Origin of the sequence: Streptomyces sp. SID12488, assembly GCF_010548275.1 — a bacterium.
Lineage (GTDB): Bacteria > Actinomycetota > Actinomycetes > Streptomycetales > Streptomycetaceae > Streptomyces.
Window position 1 is genome coordinate 79,111 of the sequence record NZ_JAAGLT010000032.1, and the last position, 19,491, is coordinate 98,601.

Annotated in this window: 13 protein-coding genes; 2 read left to right on the forward strand and 11 right to left on the reverse strand. The window is 71.0% G+C overall.

Features of this window, described 5'->3' with window-relative positions:
• Positions 1-90: 90 nt before the first annotated feature.
• Positions 91-1,185, reverse strand: a complete 1,095-nt coding sequence (locus tag G3I56_RS35065) for a DUF5925 domain-containing protein (protein ID WP_164416192.1) — start codon at positions 1,183-1,185, stop codon at positions 91-93.
• A 175-nt stretch (positions 1,186-1,360) separates the two neighbouring features.
• Here G3I56_RS35065 and G3I56_RS35070 point away from each other — a divergent pair, with 175 nt between their 5' ends.
• Complete coding sequence (locus G3I56_RS35070; RefSeq protein ID WP_164416194.1) at positions 1,361-2,788, forward strand: xylan 1,4-beta-xylosidase; 1,428 nt, start codon at positions 1,361-1,363, stop codon at positions 2,786-2,788.
• A gap of 298 nt (positions 2,789-3,086) precedes the next feature.
• On the opposite strand, the gene G3I56_RS35075 is transcribed toward G3I56_RS35070, so the two are convergent.
• The 7 genes from G3I56_RS35075 to G3I56_RS35105 all read right to left on the reverse strand — a co-directional run bounded on the left by G3I56_RS35075 (position 3,087) and on the right by G3I56_RS35105 (position 12,931).
• Positions 3,087-6,893 carry a lipopolysaccharide biosynthesis protein gene (locus G3I56_RS35075; RefSeq protein ID WP_164416196.1) on the reverse strand — a complete coding sequence of 1,269 codons (3,807 nt, stop codon included), beginning with the start codon at positions 6,891-6,893 and terminating at the stop codon, positions 3,087-3,089.
• Positions 6,886-7,695: a polysaccharide deacetylase family protein gene (locus tag G3I56_RS35080; RefSeq protein WP_164416198.1), complete on the reverse strand. Its 810-nt coding sequence runs from the start codon at positions 7,693-7,695 to the stop codon at positions 6,886-6,888. The genes G3I56_RS35075 and G3I56_RS35080 overlap by 8 nt, the downstream gene beginning before the upstream one ends.
• Positions 7,692-8,690: a glycosyltransferase family 2 protein gene (locus G3I56_RS35085; protein WP_164416200.1), complete on the reverse strand. Its 999-nt coding sequence runs from the start codon at positions 8,688-8,690 to the stop codon at positions 7,692-7,694. The genes G3I56_RS35080 and G3I56_RS35085 overlap by 4 nt, the downstream gene beginning before the upstream one ends.
• The gene (locus tag G3I56_RS35090; protein WP_164416202.1) at positions 8,687-9,526 is read right to left on the reverse strand and encodes a glycosyltransferase family 2 protein; all 840 of its coding nucleotides are present in this window, start codon (positions 9,524-9,526) and stop codon (positions 8,687-8,689) included. Before G3I56_RS35090 ends, G3I56_RS35085 begins: the two co-directional genes overlap by 4 nt.
• A gap of 395 nt (positions 9,527-9,921) precedes the next feature.
• Positions 9,922-11,025, reverse strand: a complete 1,104-nt coding sequence (locus G3I56_RS35095; RefSeq protein ID WP_164416254.1) for a GNAT family N-acetyltransferase — start codon at positions 11,023-11,025, stop codon at positions 9,922-9,924.
• 37 nt (positions 11,026-11,062) lie between these two features.
• Positions 11,063-11,413 carry a hypothetical protein gene (locus G3I56_RS35100; RefSeq protein WP_239135293.1) on the reverse strand — a complete coding sequence of 117 codons (351 nt, stop codon included), beginning with the start codon at positions 11,411-11,413 and terminating at the stop codon, positions 11,063-11,065.
• A 306-nt stretch (positions 11,414-11,719) separates the two neighbouring features.
• Positions 11,720-12,931 (reverse strand): S8 family peptidase, encoded by a 1,212-nt coding sequence (locus tag G3I56_RS35105; protein ID WP_164416206.1) that lies wholly within the window; start codon positions 12,929-12,931, stop codon positions 11,720-11,722.
• 310 nt (positions 12,932-13,241) lie between these two features.
• Here G3I56_RS35105 and G3I56_RS35110 point away from each other — a divergent pair, with 310 nt between their 5' ends.
• The gene (locus tag G3I56_RS35110; RefSeq protein ID WP_164416208.1) at positions 13,242-14,048 is read left to right on the forward strand and encodes an SGNH/GDSL hydrolase family protein; all 807 of its coding nucleotides are present in this window, start codon (positions 13,242-13,244) and stop codon (positions 14,046-14,048) included.
• 35 nt (positions 14,049-14,083) lie between these two features.
• On the opposite strand, the gene G3I56_RS35115 is transcribed toward G3I56_RS35110, so the two are convergent.
• The 3 genes from G3I56_RS35115 to G3I56_RS35125 all read right to left on the reverse strand — a co-directional run bounded on the left by G3I56_RS35115 (position 14,084) and on the right by G3I56_RS35125 (position 19,481).
• On the reverse strand, positions 14,084-15,733 hold the full coding sequence (locus G3I56_RS35115) for a protein kinase (protein WP_343240143.1): 1,650 nt from the start codon (positions 15,731-15,733) through the stop codon (positions 14,084-14,086).
• A 92-nt stretch (positions 15,734-15,825) separates the two neighbouring features.
• Positions 15,826-17,595, reverse strand: coding sequence for a sulfite exporter TauE/SafE family protein (locus G3I56_RS35120; protein ID WP_164416210.1), 1,770 nt, complete (start codon positions 17,593-17,595; stop codon positions 15,826-15,828).
• Positions 17,592-19,481 (reverse strand): tetratricopeptide repeat protein, encoded by a 1,890-nt coding sequence (locus G3I56_RS35125; protein WP_164416212.1) that lies wholly within the window; start codon positions 19,479-19,481, stop codon positions 17,592-17,594. The genes G3I56_RS35120 and G3I56_RS35125 overlap by 4 nt, the downstream gene beginning before the upstream one ends.
• Positions 19,482-19,491 lie beyond the last annotated feature (10 nt).

Here is a 19,491-nt window from a genome sequence, read left to right on the forward strand (position 1 = left end):
GCGCAGTTCCCCGCGCCCCTCAAAAGCCTGCGGTTCGCCGCGCCTCTGAAAGGCCTGCGGATTGCTGCGCCCCTGTGCACGCCCCGGTGACTACAGGTACAGGCCCGCGTCCGCTCCCTCTCTCTGGTCCGGGACTGTTGTCGGGGATGTGCCTCTGCGCAGGGCGTACAGCTCGGCCAGGGTTGCGCCCTCGCGGCCCACTCCCTCCTCCGCGCCCAGCCACGTCGTTGCCTCCCGGCGGGTCAGGGGGCCCACCTCGATGCGGGCCAGGCAGCGGCCGGGGCGGACGACGGCTGGGTGGAGGCGTTCCAGGTCCTCGTTGGTGGTGACGCCCACCAGGACGTTGCGGCCCTGGCCGAGGAGACCGTCCGTCAGGTTCAGGAGACGGGAGAGGGCCTGACCCGCCGTGTGCTTCGCCTCGCCCCTGATCAGTTCGTCGCAGTCCTCCAGGAGGAGCAGACGCCAGCGGCCCTTGCCCGTGCCGTCCTCCTCGCCGATCGCGATGTCCATCAGATAGCCGACGTCGGAGAAGAGACGCTCGGGGTCCAGTACGCAGTCCACCTGGCACCAGTCCCGCCAGGAGCGGGCCAGCGTGCGCAGCGCGGACGTCTTGCCGGTGCCCGGCGGGCCGTGGAGCAGCAGCAGGCGGCCCGCGATGTCCTCCGGCGTCGTCTTCATCAGGCCGTCCATCGCGTCAGCGACCGGCGCGGTGTAGTTGGCGCGCACCTCGTCCCACGTGCCCGCCGAGATCTGGCGGGTCGTGCGGTGCGGGCCCCGGCGCGGGGACACGTACCAGAAGCCCATCGTCACGTTCTCCGGCTGGGGTTCGGGCTCGTCCGCCGCGCCGTCCGTCGCCTGGTCGAGGACCTTCGCGGCCAGCTCGGCGGTGGTCGCCGTCACCGTCACGTCGGCACCCCGGTTCCAGCGGGACACCAGGAGGGTCCAGCCGTCGCCCTCCGCCAGGGTCGCGCTGCGGTCGTCGTCACGGGCGCTGCGCAGGACGCGGGCGCCCGGTGGGAGGAGCGTCGCCCCGGACCGTACGCGGTCGATGTTCGCCGCGTGGGAGTACGGCTGCTCGCCCGTCGCGAAGCGGCCGAGGAACAGCGCGTCGACGACGTCGGACGGGGAGTCACTGTCGTCGACGTTGAGCCGGATCGGCAGCGCGTCGTACGGGTTCGCGGACATGCCGCCATGATCCGGCACCCGGACGCCGAGTGCACCCGGTTTCCGTGGTGCGCGCCGAGTGTCACCCAATGCGACGCCTTCGGCCCGTACATCCGATACATCCGTGTTCTGTTACCCGGCTGTGTGCTGCGGAGGTCTGCCCTCCGCCCGTACCCCGCCGTTACTGTTGCCCTTGATGGGACGTCATGGGTGGAATTCGGGGGCTCGGCGGTGGCAGCTCACCGCCCTGCTCGGTGTGGGGGCCGCCGCACTGGCCCTGGTCCTGACCCTGCTCAACACACTGCCGTCGAACGGTGGCAGCACCGCGGGAACCTCCCGAGACGGCGACAAGGTGCACGGCACACCGTCCGTGTCCTCGCCCGGGTCGTCGGACCCGGACGTCGGATGGGGCTTCACCCACACCCAGTTCAGCGCCGACGAGGGCAGCGGGGCGGCCGTCGAACGGGTCGAGGGACTGCTGTCGAAGGACCCTGGGCTGCCGCAGAACCAGCACATCATGGGCTGGGGCGCCGGCAACCCCGAGCCGGTCAAGGGGCGTTACGACTTCACGGAGATGGACCGCCGCATCGACTTCATGCGCGCCTCCGGCGCCACCCCGGTGGTTACCCTGTGCTGCGCCCCGGACTGGATGAAGGGCGGCAGGTCCGGCTCCGACAAGACCGACTGGAGCCAGTCCGCCCTGGAGACCGCCCCGGAGCGCGCGCACTACAAGGACTTCGCCGCGCTCGCCGCGACTGTCGCCAAGCGCTATCCCGACGTACGCCACTTCATCGTGTGGAACGAGTTCAAGGGCTTCTGGAACAACACCGAGGCGCGCTGGGACTACGAGGGCTACACCGAGCTGTACAACCTGGTCCACAAGGCGCTGAAGAAGGTCGACAAGGACATCATGGTGGGCGGTCCGTACCTCGTCATGGACAGCCTCGACCCACGCCAGAAGCCGGACGCCTCCACGACCGTCAAGGGGCCCTGGGGCGCCATGGATCAGCGGATCCTCGACGCCTTCGACTACTGGAACGCCCACAGGGCGGGCGCCGACTTCGTCGTCGTGGACGGCTCCAGCTACACCAAGGACGACGAACTGCAGCCCGACGAGTTCGCGGCGACCGACAAGTTCACGGCCGTCGGCAAGTGGGTGCGCGCACGGACGGGCGGGCTGCCGCTGTGGTGGGCCGAGTACTACGTCGAGCCCGCCGACGGCAACGACGACCGCACCGGCTGGTCCGAGACCCGCCGCGAGGCCGTCCAGGCCGCCGGCCTGATCGCGATGGCCAAGGGCGGCGCCTCCTCCGGCTTCTACTGGAACCCCGAGGAGGAACAGGGCGCTGGTTGCGCCGGCTGCCTGTGGACTCCCACCTCGAGTGGCAGCGGGGGAGCGGCACTTCCCATGTACGACCTCGTCTCCCGCTTCGGTGCCGCGTTCCCGCCGGGTACGGAGTACCGGACCGTCCCGGTGGCCCCGGACGACCGGTCCAACGTGCGCGTACTCGCCGACGACAAGGCCGTCCTCGTCGTCAACGTCCTGGACCGGCCGATCGACGCGCAGGTCGACGGGAAGCGGTTCGGGATGGGCGCGTACGAGGTGAAGTGGCTCAGCCGCTGAGCCACTCGGTCAGTTGGCCGGTGAGCCAGTCAGTGGCTGAGCCACTCGGTCACTCGGTCACTCGGTCGGGTCGGTCGGTGGCTGAGCCACTCAACCACCCAGCGGGTGAGCCGCTCGCCGGCCGAACCACTCGGCCGCTCAGTGGTTGAACCACTCGGCCGCTCAGTGGTTGAACCACTCGGCCTCTCGGTGGCTGAGCCACCCAGCCACCCAGCCACCGAGACGCTGAGCCAGTCACCGGCCCAGCCACCTCACCCCAGCCGCCACGCCCCGCGATCACGCCCGTCATCGCACCCCCTCACTTCATGGTCAGGAACCGCTGCACCAGCGAGGCCAGCAGCAACGCCAGCAGCGGCAGCGAGAACCAGAAGCTGCTCTGCAGCCACCGCAGTTGCCGAACCCCCGGGCGCACCGCGACCCGTACGGCCTCCCGGGCTGTGAGCAGCAGGATCAGGGCGACGGCCGCCAGGCCGCCCACCACCGACCATGGTGTCCACGTCACCTGGGGACCGATCGGGCCGGGATCGGCCTTCGCGACCCTGCCCTCCGGTTGCTGCCGCAGCGCGTACATCGTGACGTCGGAGTTGACGAACACCTTCTTCAACTCGTCCCGGCCGTCCAGGTTCTGGAGCAGCCGGTGCTCCCAGGCGGCCGAGTAGCCCACGTCCAGCTGGAGATAGACGACCTGGCTGCGGTTGACCATCAGGTACGAGTTGGGGCCCGCGTCCTTGAGCGCCTTCACCAGCCCCGACACCAGCACCGGGTCGGCCGGTGCGAGCGTCGGCTCGTACCGCACCTTCTCCATGTCCCGGGCGCCCCACGGCAGGGCCGGCGTCACGTTGTCGACGAGGTCGTTGCTCAGCCACAGCAGCCGTACGGTCGGATCGTCGTGGGCGTACACGTAGTTCATCGCGGCGACCTCGCCGGGGCGGGTCCGTTCGAACGACTCGTTGCCCCAACGGGCCACCAGGAAGCCGCCCATGAGGAGCAGGCCCGCCATCAGGGCCGCCAGCGGGGCGAGGCTGATCCGGTCCCGCTCCTGTTCCTTCGGGGTGACACCGGTGCGCGGGAAGAGTGCGAGCGCGGCGAGCAGGGCCGCGCCGGGCAGGGCGAACATGAAGACGCGCAGGGCCATCTCGCCGCCGTACGACTGCATGCCGAAGCCCAGGAACGGGACGAAGGTGAGGACGAGCAGGGAGCGTTCGCGGTACTTGTGGTCCCGGCGGCGCCACCAGCCGTAGCAGGCGAGGGTCATGACCCCGCCGGCCAGCAGGACGCGCGTGTAGAGGACGAGTTTGTGGGCCGAACTGCCGCCCTCGATACGGCCGGAGACGCTCGACGACACATTGCCGCCCACTCCGCCCATCCCGCCGAAGAGTTCGTCGAAGTGCCCCGACCAGTACGGCTCGGCCATGAAACCGACCCAGGCCGCGACGATCACGCCGAACAGGATGGGCAGGCCCCGCAGTTCGGACCTGCCGATCAGGACCAGGACCGCCAGCACGCCCAGCATCACGAACGGCGTCAGCTGGTGCGCCGGGACCGTCGCCGCGAACAGGACGATCAACACGGCCAGCAGTACGGCCTGTTGGCGGCGGTCCGTCGGCTCGACCTCCGCCTCGCCGGGCCGCACCTTCGCCCACAGCACCCGCGGCGCCCGGAACCACACCAGCAGGATCGCCACGAAGACCAGATACAGGAGGTAGGTGAAGCCCTGCGGGGAGAAGTAGTCCTGGCCCACCCAGCCGCTCAGGACGAAGATCCACACGCCGGTCCACTTGGCGCGCCAGCTCGCCCGCAGTGAGCGCGTCAGCAGGAACAGCGGTGCGAGGTACAGGAGTTGCATGGTCAGGGGCCACCAGCGGATGACCTCGGTGAGATCACCGACCCCGCAGGCCTTCGCCACGAACGCGGCCCCCGCGAAGAAGCCCGGCCAGCTCCAGCGCGCGTCCAGGTCCGGTACGGCGGTCCCGGTCCGGTCGATGTAGTCGATGAACCCGAGGTGCTGCCAGGCCGTCGCGAACCGCGGTTCGGCCTCGATCACCGCGGGCAGCGCGTGCAGCGACACGACGGTCGCGAGCAGCGTGAGAGCCAGCAGCGTGCGGTGTTCCCGGTTCCCCCACAGCAGCGACGAGAACACCACGACCAGCAGCGCGGCCCCGATCAGCGTCGGCAGCGGCAGTACGGAGACCAGCCCGAGCCCGCCCATCCGGTCCAGGTCGGCCTCGCCGAGGCGGGACGCGGGCACCCAGTAGAGCAGGAGCGCGGCGATCAGCAGACCGCCGAGGACCAGTCCGCCCCGGGTGGGCAGCAGACGTGCGCGCAGGGAGGGCAGAGGCGGTGTCGTCGCGCCGGGTGGGGTGTGCGGGGTGCGCAACTCCCGTACGAGGGAAGCCTGTACGGCGTGTGCGAGTTCGGCGTCCGCGCCCGCCGGCACGGCGAGGTCCCGGGAGGCGCCCTCCACCGGCAGTCCCAGGGCCTCCGGCCCCACCTGTTTCAGTGCCCAGGCCGGCCGGTGGTCCGCACGTGGAGCCGGTGTCCCCGTGGGCGGGGTCCCCGGCCCCGGGCGGACGTCCGGGCGGCGTTCCAGGTGGTCGAAGTCGAGGCGGACGCCGAGCGCGAGGGTGTCCGAGTCCCGTGCCCAACCCTGTCCGCGCCTGCGGGAGTTGGCCGCCAGGACATCGCGTGTACCCAGGTCGGCGAGGTCCCCGTCCGGTGCCGGGCCCTCGGGTACGGCGTCTGCCGGCGCCGCCATGACCGTCCGGTACAGCCTGGGTGCGGCGAGCGCGACGATCACCGCGAGGGACGAGATCTCCGCGACGCCCGCGCCGGTCAGACCCATCCGGGGGAGCAGCAGCAGCGTCAGTCCGAGCACGAGGACGCACAACAGGCCCTGCATCCAGGCGAGTGGGCCGGTACGGCTCTGGGCGCGCAGCACCGCGAAGTACGTCTCCATGACGACCCGCAGCACCGCGCCGACCGCGAACCAGCGCAGCAGCGGGGTCGCCGCGTCCGCGTAGCCCGAGCCGAAGACGCCCAAGATCCGGGGCGCCCCGAAGAACAGCACACCGGCGACCGGCAGCATGATCCGTGCCATGCGTCTGAGGGCGGCCCGGGTGTTGGCGGCCAGCCGGGCCGGATCGTGCGAGCCCTCGACGGTCAGTGAGGCGCCCATGTTGATGGCGAGCAGGTTGACCGTGCCGCCGATGGTGGTGGTGATGTAGAAGTACGCGTTGTCGGTGGAGCTGACCTGCGAGGCGACGATCACCGGCACCAGGTAGACCACCGCGAGGGAGAACAGGGACCCGGTGTAGTCGCCGGCCAGGAACCGGCCGATCTCCTTCGGCGTCGGCGGGTTCGCCTTCGCGTGCTCCTCGGTCGCCTTGACGTGCCGGGGCACCAGCCGACGGAACACCAGCCAGCCCAGCGGCAGTACCGACATGGCGATCGCCGCGACCCACGACACGAAGACACCGCTCGTCGGGATCGCCGCCGCGAAGGCGACCAGCAGCCCCAGCTTGACCGCCGAGAACGCCGTGTTGCCGACGGGTACCCACAGCGCGCTGCGCAGCCCGGTCAGCACCCCGTCCTGGAGGGTGAGCAGGTTCCACAGGACGACGGCGCCGACGAACCCCAGGGCGGGCACCGGCCCGTGCAGGAACCGGTATGACGGCCCCCAGCTGTTCAGCGTGAGCAGGAAGACACCGCCTGCCAGTGCGACGATCATCGAACTGCCCACGTACGTACGGAAGATGAACCGTCCGGTTTCGCGGCCCGCGACTGGGATGAAGCGGGCCAGGGCACCCGTCAGCGTCACCGCGGTGAGACCGGCGAGGAGCTTCATGGCGGCGATCGCGGCGGAGCTCTGGCCGACTGCCGACTCCGAGTAGTAGCGGGCGGCGGCCAGCCAGAATCCGAGCCCGAGCACGGCGGAGATACCGGTGTTGAGCATCAGCGCGTAGGCGTTGCGGAACAGCTGGCTGCCGCCCCCCTGGCCCCCGCCCAAGCCGGGTAGCCGCAGCCGCCGCCCAGGACGCTGCTCGGGTGTCTGGGCCCCGGGAGTGCCGGCGGCCTCGGTCGTGGGTGTGGTCGTCGTGTCAGACACGGGAACGGATGGCCTTCCGGCGGACCTGACGTGCTCTGCGGGCCAGGGCGTACCCCTTGGTGAGGGCGCGGTCCCGGGCGAAGTTCCGGGCGATCTCACGGCCTTCGATCAGCCGCTCGAACTCCTGGACACTGGTGCCGTGACGCACGGTGACGCGTTTCAGGGCGTACGGACCCTGCGCCCGGCGTGCCAGACCGTTGCCGACGGCGAGCGCCTGCGCGAACCCCGCCTCGCGGACAGCGGTACGCACCCGGCGGCTGGAGTAGCCGTAGGGATAGGCGAACGACACGGGTACGGCGCCCAGTTCGTCCGCGACGATCTCCCTGCAACGCGTCACTTCGAAGCGCAGCGCGTCGTCGTCGAGCTGGTCCAGCTCCGGGTGCGTGTGGCTGTGGCCGCCGATCTCGACGCCCACGGCCGCGAGTTCGCGCACCTGGGCCCAGTCGAGCATGGTGTCGAGAGCGCCACCGGTGCGGTGCGCGCCCCGGAGCCAGCCCGTCGAGACGAACAGCGAGGCGGAGAAGCCGTGTTCGGCCAGCACCGGCAGCGCGTGCCGGTGCACCCCCTCGTAGCCGTCGTCGAAGGTGATCAGGACCGGCTGCGGGGGCAGCACCCGCTCCGTCGAGAACGGGCGGCGCCAGGAGTCGGCCAGCTGGGCCGTGGTGACCGGATGGAAGTCCCGGTTCGCGAGCAGCGCCATCTGCTCGGCGAACGCCTCAGGCGTCACGGAGAGGGCACGAGTGGGGGGATTGGGCGTCCGGGTGACCGAGTGGTACATCAGGACGGGTACGGGCGCGTTCATGCCGTCCCCCCTTCGACGCTCCGCTCGATCTCCACCACCGTGAACGTGGCCCCGCCCCGGCGCGCCCGCAGGCTCCCGAGGACGTACCCGCCCGCCGCCGTCAGCACACCGACGACGATCGCGCCCGCCCGGCCCGCGCCGCCCGGCCTGGCCAGCAGGGCGTCGCGCAGACCGCGTGCGATCCCTCCGGGCAGCACCCGGGTGGTGTAGCGGCGTTCCGACTCAAGTCCCTTGTCCGCGCCCACACTTCGGGCGACCAGAGCCTTCGACAGGCCCTCGGCGTAGGTGCGGGTGCGGAAGTAGCCGAAGTGCTCGCGGACCTCGGGCACCCGATGGTGGATCACCGCACGGTCGTCGATCAGCAGCACCGCGTCGGGCCTGGCCCGGGCGAGCCGGATGCACAGTTCCGTCTCCTCACAGCCCAACGGCCGCTTGTCGCCGTCCCGTCCGATACCGGTGGCGAAACCGCCGGCCGCGTCGAAGGCCGTACGCCGGAAGGAGGCGTTCCCGCCCAGCACGTTGCGGACCCTGACGCGTCCCCCGGGCAGCCCCTTGTAGGTACAGCCGACCACCCAGTCGAACTCCTCGGGGAACCAGGCCGGCCGTCGGCCCGACGCCCAGATCGGCATCGTCCGGCCGCCGACGGCCATCACCCGGGGGTCCGCGTAGCCCTCGGCCAAGTGACGCAGCCAGTCGCGTTCGGCCACGGCGTCGTCGTCGAGGAAGGCGATGATCCCGCCGTACGAGGCGGCGATCCCGGTGTTGCGGCCGGCCGACAGGCCGCGCGGGCCCGCGTTGGCGAGCACCCGTACCTCGTCGGTCTCCTTGTACTCCTTGGCCAGCCGCGCCAGGAGTGCCTGGTTGTGGTCGACGACCAGGAGGGTCTCCAGGGCCGGCCGTGACTGCGCCCGCACCGAGGCGACCGCCGCGAGGATGTCCTCCCAGCGGTCCTCGGTGTAGACGCAGACGACCACCGAGACGGCCGGCTCGTTCAAGACGACTCTCCCCGGCTCGTGCTGAGAACGCGGGAGTGCGAACGGCTGCGCAGCGCACGCCGGTTGGAGCGCTCCTTCAGGATCACCCGCAGGACCCGCAGCCCGTCGTGCACGGCCCGCAGATTGCTCGCGCCGTGAATACGGAGGTACTCGTGGCTCGGGATCTCCTGCACCTTGAGCCCCGCCTTGACGACCCGGATGTTGATCAGGGTCTCGATCTCGAAGCCGGTGCAGTCGAGGTCGATCTTGTCGAGGCAGTGTCGCCAGAACGCGTTGTAGCCGTAGCAGAGGTCGGTGTAGCGGGCGCCGAACTTCTTGTTGACGACCGTGCACAGCGCCCAGTTGCCGAGCTTGCGGATCGGCGTCATGTCGTCGGTGCCGCCGCCGTTGGCGAAGCGCGAGCCCTTGGCGAAGTCGGCGCCCGAGACGAGCGCGGACACGTACGACACGATCTCGTTGCCGTCCGCCGACCCGTCCGCGTCGACCATCACGATGATGTCGCCGGTGCAGGCCTCGAACCCGGTGATCAGGGCATCCCCCTTGCCCTTGCCCTGCTGCTCGACCACCTTGACGCCGGGCCACAGGTCGCGGGCGACCTGGACGGTGTCGTCGGTGGAGTTGCCGTCGACCAGGATCACCTCGTGGATCCAGTCGGGCAGGGTCTTGAAGACGTACGGCAGGTTCTCCGCCTCGTTCATGGCGGGGATCACCACGCTCACCGGCGGCGTGATCGCCAGGTGGGAGGAGATCGGCCGGTACACGTCGGCCGTGATCGGTTGCTGATCGGCGATCGCGGGCTCCTGGCCCGGTATCGCCGGTCGCAGAACGGAACTCATGAGTCTGGTCCCTCTCGTCCGGTAGACCGCCCGCCCCTGGGCAGCCCGGTTTTTTGTCCGGTTCGAAAGGGGGGTTCTCACTTACGGCATGCCGAATGGACTCTCCGTATCAGTTGCTAGCTGTTTACGAACATGCCGGGTGAGCTGGCAAAGCTGGCCGAACACCGTGACCCGGTGGTCGGTTTCGCGGCACGGCCCGGCGGGACGTACGTCCACCGAGCACGGCACCCCCCTACCGCGTCCCGCTCCGACGGTCGTCGTGGACCCTGAGCCCTCCCCTGAGTCACAGGACGACGTACCGATGCGGGTGAGAGTACGACGGTATTGAGGATTGTGCCCTTATGGCAAGACCTGGAACGAGGTCTCACGTTTTTGTTGGTTTGACCGTTACGCAACTACTTTGATCGATTTCTGGAACGGATTTGTCCCATCCGCTTCAGTGCCCGGTCCGCCGGTTCGAAGAGCTCCGGCCGTGACAGCACCACGTTGCGCAGCGCGCGTACCGGAGCGCGCCGCGCCCGATGTCCGGCCGCCACCGGGTGACGACGTGTCACCCACCCCTCGGACACCAGGAGTTCACGTGTTTTCAGGGAGTCCTTGTACTCCTTCTGGCCCCGGCCCAGATCCAGGTACGCGATACCGTCGGCGGCTGCCGCCTCGGCCATCCGCAGATGCAGGATCAGCCCCGGCGAGTACTTCGAGTACGCCGGGTCGTATGCCGGGAACCAGCAGGCCAGTACGCGTTCGGTGCGCAGTCCGAAGTGGGCGGCGATCGGCTTCCCATCGGCGTAGAGCACCGAAAGGATGCCTGCGAACGGGTCGGAACGGGTGTGGAAGAGCTGCTGTACGAGCCGGGTGATCCAGGGGTGCGCGAACCGGTCGCTGCGGCCGGTCCTGCGGTACTGGGCGGACTTCCACGCCATCAGCCTGGTCAGCGCCTCGGGATCGCGCTCGTCGTGCACGTAGTGGACCTCGCCGGCGTCCCGGCCGAGTCTGCGCTCCTTGGCGAGCGTCGTGCGCGTGAACTTCGGGGAGCGCGCCCGGAGTCCGGCGAGATAGGTCTCGTACCCCTGGTCGACGTCCATCACCGGGGACGGGAAGGTGCCGGAGGCTCCGGCCTCGAACGGCGTCTGGCCGCCCACCAGATGGTCGAACTCCCACACCGCGAGCCCGCAGGCCCGCAGCAACTCCCTTGCGTCCCAGTCGAATCCGGGGCGGTGCACCAGCCCCTGGCAGTCGGAGACACCGAGCCCGATCGCCCGGCCGACTCCGGCGGCGGATCTCTGGAACGGGAAGAACGCGGCCGGTTCCCCGCCCTCGTGGAGCACCGCGATGCGTACGCCGCGTCTGCAACGGCCGATCGCGAGCGCGAACTCCGGGGACAGGAAGGGGTTCGCCAGTTCGGGCGAGCCGTGCAGATGGGCCTTGGCCTGCAACGCCGTCCAGGCGGCCCGGTCGGCGGCGGTCAGTTCGCCGGGCCGGTGCACGGTGAGGGTCACGTCGGGAGTCAGATTACGAGCCACGTCACCAACCACGTCAGGGGGTCCGTCTTCTCGCCGTACGGCCGCGCTGTCGCCCTGCCAGAACCAGCAGGAGGATCAGCGCGCTGATCACGGTCACGGCCACGACTGCACCGCGGACCGACCACCGGTGCGTCGCCAGCATGCCCTGGGCGACCAGGAGATCGAGTGCGACCGCCGCCGCCACGGATGTGACGACCCGGCCGAACGGCTCCAGCCCGCGCAGCGCGGCTCCCACGGCGACCGCCGGCGCGGCGAGGAGGAGGAACAGCGTGAGGGGGCCGCGCAACGGCGAGACGGTGGCGGTCAGCGCGAGGGCCGCACCGACGGCCGCGAGGGCCACGAACACGCCCGTGAGCAGCGGCAACAGGTCCTTTCCCGGCCCCTGTTCCGGCGGCTCACCGCCGCCCGATCCGCTCCCGGATGAAGATGGCTTGATACGTATGGTCTGCATTGGCGACTTTGCCCCCCGACGCGCCGGATGCCGGGCTTCAATGTCGCGCAGCGGGCCGGACGAGTCAAGATGCGCAACCCTCGCGACAACTGGTCCGAATGCGTACACGACGTTCCCAGGAGGGGAACGAAGGGGTGGACGGACGAGTTCCCCGGAGGTGCCGGCTGCCTCCGGGGAACTGCCGTTCAGGTCGGGCGGGTTACTGGTGCGGGACGGGTGTTACGAGACGAGCTTCAGCAGGCGGTTCGGGGAACCGGTGCCCGGGCTGGTGACCACGCCGGTGGTGGCGCCGCCTGTGAGAGCGGTGGCTACCTGGGCCGGGGTGGCCGAGGTGTGGCCCGCGAGGTAGACCGCCACCGCACCCGCGACATGCGGGGTGGCCATCGACGTACCCGAGATCGTGTTCGTCGCGGTGTCGCCGGTGTTCCAGCCCGCCGTGATCGAGGAACCCGGGGCGAAGATGTCCAGCACCGATCCGTAGTTGGAGTAGCTGGCCCGGGCGTCCGTGCTGGTCGTGGCGCCGACCGTGATGGCCGCCGCGACCCGCGCGGGGGAGTAGGAGGAGGCGTTGGCGCTGCTGTTGCCGGCCGCGATCGCGTAGGTCACGCCGCTGGCTATGGAGTTGGAGACCGCGGTGTCCAGCGAGGTGGAGGCGCCGCCGCCGAGCGACATGTTGGCGACGGAGGGGCCGCTGTGGTTCGCGGTCACCCAGTCGATACCCGCGATGACGCCGGCAGTGGTGCCGGAGCCGGCGTTGTCGAGCACGCGGACCGCCACGATCTTCGCCGCCTTGGCGACACCGTAGGTCGAGCCCGCGATGGTGGTGGCGACGTGGGTGCCGTGGCCGTTGCCGTCCTGCGCGACGTTGTCACCGTCCACGGCGTCGTAGCCGTTGGCGGCCCGGCCGCTGATCTGGGAGTGCGTGATGCGTACGCCGGTGTCGATGACGTACGCCGTCACCCCGGCGCCGGCCGTGTCCGGGTAGGTGTAGGTGCCGGACAGCGGCAGAGCGGCCTGGTCGATGCGGTCGAGGCCCCAGGGGGCGCTGGACTGTGTGGCGTCGACGTGCACCGTCTGGTTCTGCTCGACGGCTGCCACCGCGGGGTCGGCGGCGAGTCTGCGGGCCTCGGTCGCGGAGAGGGTCGCCGTGTAGCCGTTCAGCGCGGTGCTGAACGTCTTCTTCACCGTGCCGCCGTACTCCTTGATCAGGCCCTTGCCGGCGCTCGACGCGGACTTGAGGCCCGCCGTCTTCTTGAGCGTGACGATGTAGCTGTCCTTGACGGCTGTGGGGGAGCCGGCGGCCAGCACGTTGCCCTCGGCGGGTGCCGGGGCTGCCTGGGCGGGGAGCGCGGTGAATCCGCCGACGAGAGCGGCGGCTGCCACGACGGTGGTCGCGGCGGTCCTGATCTTCTTGCTGCGCAGTTGTGCCATTACGAGGGAGTCCTCCTCTTAGGCAGCACACGCCTGGATACGGGCGCGTCTGTGGGGGGTGCCCGCTGGTGCGGACACAACCCGGAGCGTCGCGTTCCGCCCGGGCTGAGGTAAAGACTCGGTCATGGACGGGAGTTGCTCAAGGGTCTGGCTCGCTTGTCACATGCATGTCATAAGCAGGCAATCGAAGGCGCCGTGAGCGCGGGTGATCCGGCCCTTTAGCGGCGGAAAAGTCTTGGCATGGACACTTCCGGTCAACACGCGTAGTTGATACGAACGTTGTGGCAGAGATCCTGCTAATGGAGGTTTCATGAGACATTCCCGATTCACGGCATGCATGATCTCGCTCCTCCTCGCCGGCGCCGCCGCCCTCACCGGGGCAACATCGGTGCAGGCGTCCCAACTCGCCGCCCCCACCGGCTATGTGGCCCTCGGCGACTCCTACTCCTCGGGGGTCGGCTCGGGCAGCTACATCGGCTCCAGCGGCGACTGCAAGCGCAGCACGAAGGCGTATCCGTACCTCTGGGCCGCCGCTCATTCACCCTCGAGCTTCAACTTCACGGCCTGCTCGGGCGCTCGAACGGGTGATGTTCTGGCGAACCAGCTGACCCCGCTCGGCGCCTCCACGGGCCTCGTCTCGATCAGTGTCGGCGGCAACGACGCGGGCTTCGCCGACGTCATGTCGACCTGTGTGCTCCAGTCCGACAGTTCCTGTCTCGCCCGTATCAACACCGCGCGGGCGTACGTCGACTCGACCCTCCCCGGCCGGCTCGACACCGTGTACGACGCCATCAGCTCCCGGGCGCCCGACGCCCACGTGGTCGTCCTGGGCTACCCCCGCTTCTACCAGCTCGGCCAGGCCTGCCTCGGACTCTCCGAGACCAAGCGGTCCGCGATCAACGGCGCGTCCGAATACCTGAACAGCGCGATCGCCAAGAGGGCCGCCGACCACGGCTTCACCTTCGGTGACGTCAAGCCGGCCTTCACCGGTCACGAACTCTGCTCGGGCAGCTCGTGGCTGCACAGCCTCAACCTGCTCAACATCGGCGAGTCCTACCACCCGACGGCCGCCGGCCAGTCGGGCGGCTATCTGCCGGCGTTCAACAGCGCCGCCTGACCGCCTGACTGTCCGATCGCCCGACCGGCGTCCGTTCAGGGCGTGGCGGCGGGAGTGCCCGTGGGAGAGGAGACCCCGTCCGTCGGGGTCTCCGTCTCGCAAGTCACCGAGAACGGCACGGAGTTGGACTTCACGCTCACCGGGTCGCGGACCTCCACGCCGATCGCGTTCTCGATCGTCCCACTCTTGTCGTACGTCGTCACGAAGACCTTGTTCTCCTTGGTCTTCCCGCCGCCCGAGGGGAACGACAGCGTCCGCCAGCCCTGCTCCGGCGCCTCGCCCGTCTCCGTCACCCAGCGGTAGGAGATCTTCGTGGGCACGTTGCCCACCGTGAACGTCGCCGTGAAGCCGGGCGCCTGGGCCTCGGGCGGCGGACAGGCCCCCGAGTAGTCGGTGCCCGAACCGGCGACGTGGACCTCCACTGTCTGCGCCGGCTGTGAGGTCCTGCCGCTGTCGCTGCTGCTCGGAGTGGGGCTCGTCTTCTCGTCGCCGGAGTCGCTGGGGCTGTTCTTCGGTGAACTCGCCCCGCCCGTACCATCATTGCTCTGCTGTGTGCTGCTGTCGGCGCCGGCGTCGGTGCCGTCATCGCCGTTGTCGTGGTTGAGCAGCGCGTATGTCAGTCCGGCGAGCGCCAGTGCGATGGCGGCGAGGCCCGCGACCAGGGCGACGGCCGCCCGGCGGTTGCGATCCGGTTCGGCCGGGCGAGTGGTCGCGCGGGTGTCCGGGGGAGGCGGCACGGGCCCGGTCGCGGCCGTGGGAACGGGCATCGGCTGCGGGGGCGTAGCCGGGTGCTGCGGGAAGGCCGCCGCGATCGGCGGCGTGTACGGGGCCGTCCGGACGGTGTCCGCGCTCAGGGTGCCTCCCGCCCCGATGATCCGCAGATCGTGCTCGGCCCGCTCGGCGGGAAGACGTTCGGCCGGATCCTTGCGCAGCAGCCCCTCGATGACGGGCGTCAGCGGCCCCGCCCGGAGCGGCGGCGGCAACTCCTCGTCCACGATGGCGCGCAGGGTGCTGAGCGGGGTGTTCTGCCGGAAGGGCGAGTTGCCCTCGACCGCCGCGTACAGCAGCACGCCCAGCGACCACAGGTCGGACTCGGGGCCGGGGGTGCGCCCCAACGCCCGTTCGGGCGCGAGGAACTCGGGGGAGCCGATGAGTTCGCCGGTCATGGTGAGGGCCGAGCTGCCCTCGACCGTTGCGATTCCGAAGTCGGTGAGCACCACCCGGCCGTCGTTGGACAGCAGTACGTTGGCCGGCTTCACGTCCCGGTGCAGCACCCCGGCCTCGTGCGCGGCCCGCAGCGCGGCGAGTACCTCGGCGCCGATGTGCGCGGCCCGCTGCGGGGACAACGGGCCCTCGGCGTCCAGCTGATCGGCGAGCGAGAGCCCGCGGACCACCTCCATGACGATCCAGGGCCGGCCCCCGTCGGTCGCCACGTCGTACACCGTCACGACGTTCCGGTTGGAGACGCGGGCCGCGGCCCAGGCCTCGCGCTCCAGTCGGGCATACAGCCGTTCGACCTCCGAGGTGGCCAGTCCGGCGGGCGCGCGCACCTCCTTGACGGCGACCTCGCGGTGCAGCACCTCGTCCCGGGCCAGCCACACCGTGCCCATACCGCCCTCGCCGAGCGGTGAGAGCAGTCGGTAGCGGCCCGCGATCACCCGTTCACTGCCCGGTTCCTCGGACACGGACGTCCCCCCATCGCAGCCGCGCGTTCACGGATCCGGTCTCATTGCACGCCGATTTTCTGCACTCCGCCTGATTTCTTACCAAACGTAGCTCAGCCGAGTGCGGATGCCGCCCCCTTGAGCACCAATCCGGCTCCCAGCGCGACAACGAGGAACGCGGACGCCAGCGGCGCGGTACGCCGGACGAGCGCGAGCATCGGGCCGCCGGCCAGCCCCGGACGCCGGTCCAGCAGCCGGTTGGCCCCGCTGCCCAGCCGTACGACGAGGAACCCGGCCCCGGTGAGGGTGAGCGCGAGCCCGACCCCGTACGCCAGCACGAGCAGGAACCCGAACCACGCCTTGCCCAGCGCGGCGGCCCCGACCAGCACGACCACGGCCGACGGACTCGGCACCAGCCCACCGGCGAACCCGAGCAGGATCGTGCCGCGCAGGGTGGGCGCGATGTCGTGCGTGTGGGTGAAGCCGCCGTGGGTGTGTTCGAGGGTGGTGCGGTCGTGCTTGTGCTTGCCGTCGTGGTGCTCGTGGTGCTCGTGGGTGTGGCCGTGATCGTGCTCATGCCCGTGGTCGTGCTGGTGGCCGTGGTCATGGTCATGCGTATGTGCGGGAGCCGCGGCGGGTGCGGGTGCGAGCGCGGTGTCCGAGTGCGCGTGGGCGTGCGATGCGTGGGCGAGGACCAGTTCGCGTTCCGGCGCCTTGTCGGCGGCGTGAGTGTGGCTGTGGGGGTGCTCGTGCTCATGGTCATGGTCATGGGAGTGACCGTGCTCGTGGTCATGCGGATGGGGGTGCGGACGGGAGGCGAGGTGGGTGCGCTCGTGTGCGCGCTGGCGCCAGGCCCGGCGAGTGAGGGTCAGGCCCGCCCCCGTCACCAGCACACCGCTCGCCACGCCGAGCCAGGCGATCACCGAGGGCGCCGCCGCCGAACCGGCCGTCACCAGCAGGCCCAGGGCGACCACGCCCAGCGTGTGGGTGACCGTCACCGAGGCGGCCAGCGGCATGACGTCGCGCAGCCGGGCCTTGCCGCCCCGGGCTGCCGCCGTGGCCGCCATCAGGGTCTTGCCGTGGCCCGGGGCGAGCGCGTGCATCGCGCCGAGGAAGATCGCGATGACCAGGGCCAGCGCGGCGAAGCCGACCGTGAGGTCGTGCCGGGCCACCAGGGAGTCCAGCGCGCGCGTCCACCGGTCGGCGCCGCGCGGCAGTACGGAGGACGCCGGTGCCGCCTTCTCGCCGCTCTCGGCGAGGGCCGGGCCGCCCGGGCGCACCTGGACGGCGGCCGTCGCGGTGTCGGCCGGCGAGGAGAGCAACTCCTGCGGATAGCTGGTCAGTTCACCGGATACCGACTTCTGCGGTACGTCGGACTCGGCGAGGGTCATCCGGTCGCCGCGCGCGGTGATCTCGCGCCAGCCGGGCCCCGACTCGGTGCCCGCACTGTGGAACCCGAGGGCGAGGGTGTCCCCGTCGGCGACCTCGGGGAGGGCGGCCGTGAGTTCGCACTCCACGCGCAGGGTGTCGAGGCCGGCCTGACCGGGGCGCGCGCTCGCCTTGGCACTGCCGACGGAGAGCGGGACCGTACGGCCGGCGACGGTGACCTTGCTGCCCTGCGCGGCGGTCGAGCACCGCTGCGCTGCCCAGTCGGTCAGGCCCAGCTTCTCGATGTCGGGTTTGGCCTGGGTGGCCGGGATCTCGGCGAGGTCCTCGACATGGGCGACCCGCAGCTGGCCGGGGGCGACGACGAGACCGTCGTACCGGTTGACGGTGAAGTTGCCGAGCGGATGCGCGCTCGCGGCGGAGGCGGGGACCAGGACGAGCGCGCAGGCGGCCGTGAACACGGCGGCACCGGCGGCGGCCGAACGACGGGGCTTCACTTCGCCGCCTCCAGGGACTTGAGAGCCGTACGGGCCTTGCGGGCGCCCAACGGGGAGAAACCGGGGTTGAGTTCGAGGGCGGCGGAGAGCGAGGCGCGGGCTTCCTTCGGGTGGCCCGTGCCCTGCTCGATCATGCCGCGATGGTAGAGGAACGAGGCGTTGCGGTAGCCGGTCGCGGTGGCTCGGCGGGCGTACGGGAGAGCTTCCTCGTCCTTGCCGTTGACGTGCAGTGCCCACGCGAGGGCGTCAGCCGTGTGCACGGTCTCGCGACGGTCCCACTCGGCGCGGGCCGCGCGCAGCGCCGACTTCCGGTCGCCGTGGTCGGCGGCGGCCAGCGCGGTGTCCAGGTCGGCGTTGACGCCGTTGGCGCGGGCGATGGCCGTCCACGCGTTGACGAGCGCGTACTGGGCGCGGGCCTTCGCCAAGTCACCGTCGCCGCCCCGGACTTCGTACAGCTCGCCGAGTTCGACGAGCGGACCGGGCAGCGGATAGCGGGAGACGACGTCCTCCATGCCCTTGATCGCGCCGGCCCGGTCGCCGTCGGCGGACTGGGCGCGGGCACGGCCCTCGAGCGCCGGAAGGTAGTTGTCGTCGGCGGCGAGGGCGCGGGCGTAGTGCTCCAGGGCGGACTTGTACTCGCCCTGGTTCCAGGCGAGTTGCCCGAGTGCGGTGGACACGTACGCGATGTCCCCGCGCGAGGTGGCGGAGTCGAGCGCCTGCTCCAGCACACGCCGGGCGGTGCTGACATCGCCGCGCAGCTCACGCACGTACGCGTACCGGGTGAAGACAGGAACCCCGGGCCGCTTGGCGTCGGCCTCGTCGGTGGCCTTCAACGCCTCGTCGTAGCGCCCGAGTTCGACCAGGGCGTCGATACGGGTGGACAGGGCGCGCTCGCTGTAGGGGTTCTGCGCGAGGGCCTGGTCCGAGTACTTGAGGGCGCCGGGAAAGTCGTGGCGAGCGGCGGCGAGAGCGGCACGCCCGGCGAGAGCGGGATCGTTGTCGGGCTCCAGCTCGAGGGACCGCGCCAAGGCCTGCTGAGCCTGCGGATACCGGGAGGGATCGCCCTTGGTGCGGGCCTGCTCGACATACGCGAGCCCGAGAGTGGCCCAGCTGCCGAAGTCCTTGGGCTGCGCCCGGAGATGGGCCTGAAGAGAGGCGATGCTCGCGCCGATGTCCCCGCTCGCGAGCAGCGCGGGGGACATCGCGGCCGGCGCCGACGAGACGGTGGCGGTCCCGGCCCCGTCCCGAACGGCCCCCAGCACCACGGCACCGGCGGTGAACGCCACCGCCAACGCGGCGGCACAGGCACCGAGTTGCACCGCCCGCCACCGTCGCGACGACTCGCCGAGCCGCCGGACAGCGGCGACCCGCTCGTCGGGGGCGGGGGCGGGGGCGGCGCCGCCGGTGGCGGTGAGGGACGACTGGTCGGGGGAGACGTGCGGCGCGTCCTCGGCAGCCACGCCGCCCACGCCTGCGGGCGAGGCTTCGGGGCTGGGGGCCGCGGCTTCTTCGCGGCTGCTGGGCAGGCCGTCGGCCTCCGGCACATCCCGGGTCTCTGGAGCGACTTCGGCCGTCGGGGTCTTCCGGCTGTCGCCGGACGCGGCGTGGTCGTCGGCGCCCTGCGCGGAGCTGTTCCGCTCGGGGGCGGACGTGTCACGCGGCGCGTGCGTCCGGTGGGCGTCCGGCCCGGCCGTGTCCGTCCCGCCCGGTACGGGCAGGGCCGTGTCGGCGTGTTCATCGGTGACCCCGGCCCTCACCGTGCCGAGGATGTCGGCCGCCCCCGCCGTGTCGGTCGGCCGGCTGCCGAGCTCACGGCCCGGTCGCGTGAGTGGCGGCTGTGGCGCCTGCTCGCGATCCGGTGCGCTGTCGTTCATACGCGGGGGCATGCCCTCTCCT

Bases quoted from the DNA above. Each gene is read 5' to 3' on its own strand.
- G3I56_RS35065 (WP_164416192.1), bottom strand. From the start codon at position 1,185: ATGTCCGCGAACCCGTACGACGCGCTGCCGATCCGGCTCAACGTCGAC.
- G3I56_RS35070 (WP_164416194.1), top strand. From the start codon at position 1,361: ATGGGACGTCATGGGTGGAATTCGGGGGCTCGGCGGTGGCAGCTCACC.
- G3I56_RS35080 (WP_164416198.1), bottom strand. From the start codon at position 7,695: ATGAACGCGCCCGTACCCGTCCTGATGTACCACTCGGTCACCCGGACG.
- G3I56_RS35090 (WP_164416202.1), bottom strand. From the start codon at position 9,526: ATGAGTTCCGTTCTGCGACCGGCGATACCGGGCCAGGAGCCCGCGATC.
- G3I56_RS35105 (WP_164416206.1), bottom strand. From the start codon at position 12,931: ATGGCACAACTGCGCAGCAAGAAGATCAGGACCGCCGCGACCACCGTC.
- G3I56_RS35110 (WP_164416208.1), top strand. From the start codon at position 13,242: ATGAGACATTCCCGATTCACGGCATGCATGATCTCGCTCCTCCTCGCC.
- G3I56_RS35125 (WP_164416212.1), bottom strand. From the start codon at position 19,481: ATGCCCCCGCGTATGAACGACAGCGCACCGGATCGCGAGCAGGCGCCA.